This window comes from Candidatus Cloacimonadota bacterium (genome assembly GCA_034722995.1).
Lineage (GTDB): Bacteria > Cloacimonadota > Cloacimonadia > JGIOTU-2 > JGIOTU-2 > JAGMCF01.
The window spans coordinates 66,885-70,949 of the sequence record JAYEOL010000026.1 but is presented as its reverse complement, the minus strand read 5'-3'; the positions used below and the strand labels follow the sequence as shown (position 1 = coordinate 70,949).

Annotated in this window: 5 protein-coding genes and 1 tRNA gene; 2 read left to right on the top strand and 4 right to left on the bottom strand. The window is 30.1% G+C overall.

The features are described from left to right. From U9R23_03730 to U9R23_03715, 4 genes are all read right to left on the bottom strand, one after another. Positions 1-576 (bottom strand): hypothetical protein (locus U9R23_03730; protein MEA3475538.1); only part of this gene is annotated, 576 nt, incomplete at its 3' end. Between the two features lie 54 nt (positions 577-630). Then, positions 631-810: a hypothetical protein gene (locus U9R23_03725; protein ID MEA3475537.1), complete on the bottom strand. Its 180-nt coding sequence runs from the start codon at positions 808-810 to the stop codon at positions 631-633. 5 nt (positions 811-815) lie between these two features. After that, positions 816-1,898, bottom strand: a complete 1,083-nt coding sequence (locus U9R23_03720; GenBank protein ID MEA3475536.1) for a DNA methyltransferase — start codon at positions 1,896-1,898, stop codon at positions 816-818. Positions 1,899-1,999: 101 nt separating this feature from the next. Further along, positions 2,000-2,076: transfer RNA gene (locus U9R23_03715), tRNA-Arg, on the bottom strand. Positions 2,077-2,270: 194 nt separating this feature from the next. Between U9R23_03715 and U9R23_03710 the strand changes: the two genes are divergently transcribed. Both U9R23_03710 and U9R23_03705 read left to right on the top strand, forming a co-directional pair. Next, complete coding sequence (locus U9R23_03710) at positions 2,271-3,299, top strand: potassium channel protein (protein ID MEA3475535.1); 1,029 nt, start codon at positions 2,271-2,273, stop codon at positions 3,297-3,299. Positions 3,300-3,444: 145 nt separating this feature from the next. After that, positions 3,445-4,065 (top strand): exodeoxyribonuclease III (locus tag U9R23_03705; protein ID MEA3475534.1); only part of this gene is annotated, 621 nt, incomplete at its 3' end.

Below are 4,065 nucleotides of genomic sequence, written 5' to 3'. Positions count from 1 at the left end.
ATTGCTTGTTGCTTCTATTGGATTATACTCATGCGGCAGATAAGTTATCTTTAAATCAAATGGTTGTCCATCAAAGAAAATATCTATTCCTTTTATGTTTTTGATAGTAGGAATTACTTTTAGATGACTACTTATGTGTTCCTCAATCAATACAGTTGTCCAATGATTATACCAAGTGCAAATCACATAATTTGTTACTTCATTATGAAGTTTAGCCTTAACATTATTCAATAAATCTTCATACCTTACAAATCTCCTTACATATTCTGCCTGTATCTTTTGGTCTAATTGTCCCTGTACTACACCCCATGAAAAAGTTTTTACTTTCATCAGTTCTTTCTTCAAATCTTCATCTAAAATAATGACTCTTCGTTCTTTGATTCTCTCAGTGTATTTTTTTTTGATAAATTCATTAATCAGTTTCTCATCTGGTTGTCTTTCAAAAATTCTCTTAATAATCTCTGCTGACTTTCCACTGTTAGAAATACCTAAATCTGATGCAAGTATTCTTAACTGTGGCACTTTAATACAACTGAGTTTCAGATTTAAAACTTCTTTTTGGCTCAATAATGGCATATTTATTTCTCCTACAACCACAATAAATTGAATTTTTACACTTAATTATTTATCTTAATACAAATTACGAGTATAATCAGGATGCGATGGCCAAGTATGTCTTCCATCTTCGTCATAATCTGCCAAGATATATCGCCATACTTTTTCATTGTCTGTATGCTCAATATCAATTACTTCACCGACATCACCACAAATATCTTTTACTATTTCACCCACTTTAATTTCTTCAACCATGATTATCATCTCCTTTCTTTCTTTTTAAAAAGCATAACATATTCATGTTTAAAAATGTAAAATCCACCAACCAAGGCTCTGTATCTCCAGAGTTCTTTTTGGTTCATTTTTCCTTTAGTTTCTTCAAAGTTCTTTACGATAATAGATTTTAAAGTATATTTTCTTTTTAACACCTCTTGCATTGTATAGAAACCAAGAGGTATCCATTCTCCCCTAGAATATTTATCACCAATAACAACTGCAAAATATCTTTCTTTATCTAAAATTTGACAAGTATTATCTACAACTTTTCCAAAAGCAATTAAGAAATCTTCAATTGTTTTAGCATTGGATAAATCTTTTTCATCGTTACTAAATTTTATTATATCCCAGTAGGGTGGATGCATTATTAAAAATTGAATAGATTTAATCCCTATTCTCTTTAATTCAATTTTGAAATCTATTTGAGTACTATCTCCATTTATTACTTCAGTTCTCACTTCTTTTGAAAAAATATCTCTTTCTTTTTCTATATTTTTTTTTGCTAATTTTACAACTTTACTTTGTAATTCTACACCAATCCCATTCCTTCCTAATCTTTTACATTCAATTAAAGTAGTTCCACTACCAAGAAAAGGATCTAAAACCCATTCTCCTTTTTTAGTATATCTTCTTAGAAGTTGGTTTGGAATTTGTGGAATGAAGTTGCCCCAATACTCAGCAGAGTGAGCACCTGAATTATCTCTTTTATTAAGAATCCAAAGGCTATCTGTTAATATATCATTATACTCTTTCCAGCGATTTAAATTAATATCGTTTATTTTACTGGTTTTTATCTCCGTTAAACTCTTAATAAGCCTATTTAGATAATGTTTTGTTCTTTCTAATGTTTTTGTTTCTAAAATTTGTTGTAATTCACTTTCTATGTATTTTCTACTTACATTTATTGTTTGACCATTGGAAGCTATGTTTAATATTCCCAGCTTATCAACTTTGAAGTTTTTTAAATTATTTTTTAAATTAGTAATTTTCCATTTTATTTCCCCAAGATTTTCTTTATAAAGAGAATCTTTTAGAATTCCAATTATTTTAGCTTGATTAATTATCATTTTTTCATTTACTATAATAGCTAATAATAAATTTTTTTATAAAAATCATTTCCATATAAAAATATTATACATAAAATTCAAATTTTTTAGCGTTGAAATACTGGCACGCCCGGAGGGAGTCGAACCCCCAACAGTCGGATCCGAAGTCCGATGCTCTATCCAATTGAACTACGGGCGCACTTATCAGCAATTTCTATCTGATTTATTTTGTGTCAACAATTTTCATTCTGAAAAATTACACATAATTGTTTCCGACAGTTTTTATTGTAAATTTATTGACATCTAAAATAGATTTATAATACTTCATTAATTAAAGTTAACCAAGTTTTATAGAATTTGAGTTCAATATTAATATAAAGATTAAGGATAGGGATGAAGGATACTTTATCGTTAAAAATTCTAAAGAAACTTTTGTACGCGGGTTTAGCACTCATAATAGTTGTTTTAATAGGGACAATAGCCTACTGGTTTATCGGGAGTAGGCAATATTCTATTTTGAATTGCCTTTATATGACAGTTATTACTATTGCTACAATTGGGTATAAGGAAATAATTGATCTTTCAACCAAGCCTGGCGGGAGATTATTTACAATATTTTTGGCGTTTTCTGGCATAGGGATTCTAACTTATGTGTTTTCAAGTTTTACTGCCTTTGCAGTAGAAGGCGAATTGAAAGAAACTTTTAGGAGACGAAAAATGGAGAAAATGATTAAAAAACTTAAAAATCACTTTATTGTATGCGGTATTGAAAAGGTGGGCTTGCACATTGTAAATGAGCTTCATACAACCCAAAGACCATATTTGATAATAGAAGCCGACTCAATGAGAACTGAAAGGCTTTTAGAGATATTTCCAGATCAGATATACATAGAAGGTGATGCTACTGATGACAATGTTCTATTAAAGTCTGGAATTAAAAAAGCGAGAGGATTATTTGCTGCTATGGAGGATGATAACATAAATCTGGTAATAAGTTTGACCGCAAAACAGTTGAATCCAGACATAAAAGTAGTCGCAAGTTGTAATGAGTTAATTAATGTTGAGAAAATGAAAAAGGCAGGGGCTGATGCTGTAATTTCTCCAACTTCTATTGGAGGGCTTAGAATGGCATCTGAAATGATAAGACCTACGGCTGTATCATTCTTAGATACAATGTTGAGGGATAAATATAAAAATTTGCGAATTGAAGAAATAACTGTTTCTGAGCGGTTTATTGGGAAACCCGTTTCATCGCTGAATCTTAATAAGTACCATAATACATTATTGTTAGCCATAAAGACAAAAAGTGGCTGGATTTACAAACCTTCTGAAAGCTATGCTATTGAATCGGAGAATACTTTAATTCTTATGACAACTCCAGAAGAAAGGGAAGAAATTGAAAAGTATATTTTGAGAATGTAATACTTTATTGAACTAATTGATACATCCTTTAAAAATTAAATTGTTTTTAATATATTTCTAAAAGAGCAAAATGTTAGAGATCAAGATTATTTATGAAGGCAAAATTTATGTTGATTAACAGATTATTGTTTGGAAAAGACTAAATATGAAATCAGTAAGAATGCTATCCTGGAATGTTAATGGCCTGCGAGCTGCATTAAACAAAGGATTTACAGAATTTGTCAAAAGGGAAAAGCAAGATATTTTATGTATACAAGAGATAAAATTACAAGAAGGTCAGGTTGATTTACATTTTGATGGATATTATGATTATTGGAATTATGCAGAAAGAAAAGGATACGCAGGAACAGCGATATTTACTAGGATTAAACCAATTGTCGTTATCAATAATATTGGTATAGAAGAACACGACAAAGAAGGAAGACTTATTACATTAGAATTTGAAGACTATTTTTTAGTAAATGTATACACTCCCAATTCTAAAAGAGAACTTACAAGGTTAAGTTATAGACAAAAGTGGGATAAAGACTTTTTGTATTATCTAAAAAACTTGGAGAAGAAAAAACCAGTGATTTTTTGTGGAGACCTTAATGTAGCACATAAAGAAATTGATTTAGCAAATCCAGAAAGGAACAGGGTGAATGCAGGTTTTACTGATGAAGAACGAGCGGGATTTACAAATATTGTGCAAGCAGGATTTATAGATACATTTAGAGAATTTCACAAACAACCAGGACAATACACCTGGTGGAGTTATATGTTCCAC

What these genes read in the sequence shown, in the direction of transcription:
- U9R23_03725 (MEA3475537.1), bottom strand. Translation starts at nt 810, where the DNA reads ATGGTTGAAGAAATTAAAGTGGGTGAAATAGTAAAAGATATTTGTGGT.
- U9R23_03720 (MEA3475536.1), bottom strand. Translation starts at nt 1,898, where the DNA reads ATGATAATTAATCAAGCTAAAATAATTGGAATTCTAAAAGATTCTCTT.
- U9R23_03710 (MEA3475535.1), top strand. Translation starts at nt 2,271, where the DNA reads ATGAAGGATACTTTATCGTTAAAAATTCTAAAGAAACTTTTGTACGCG.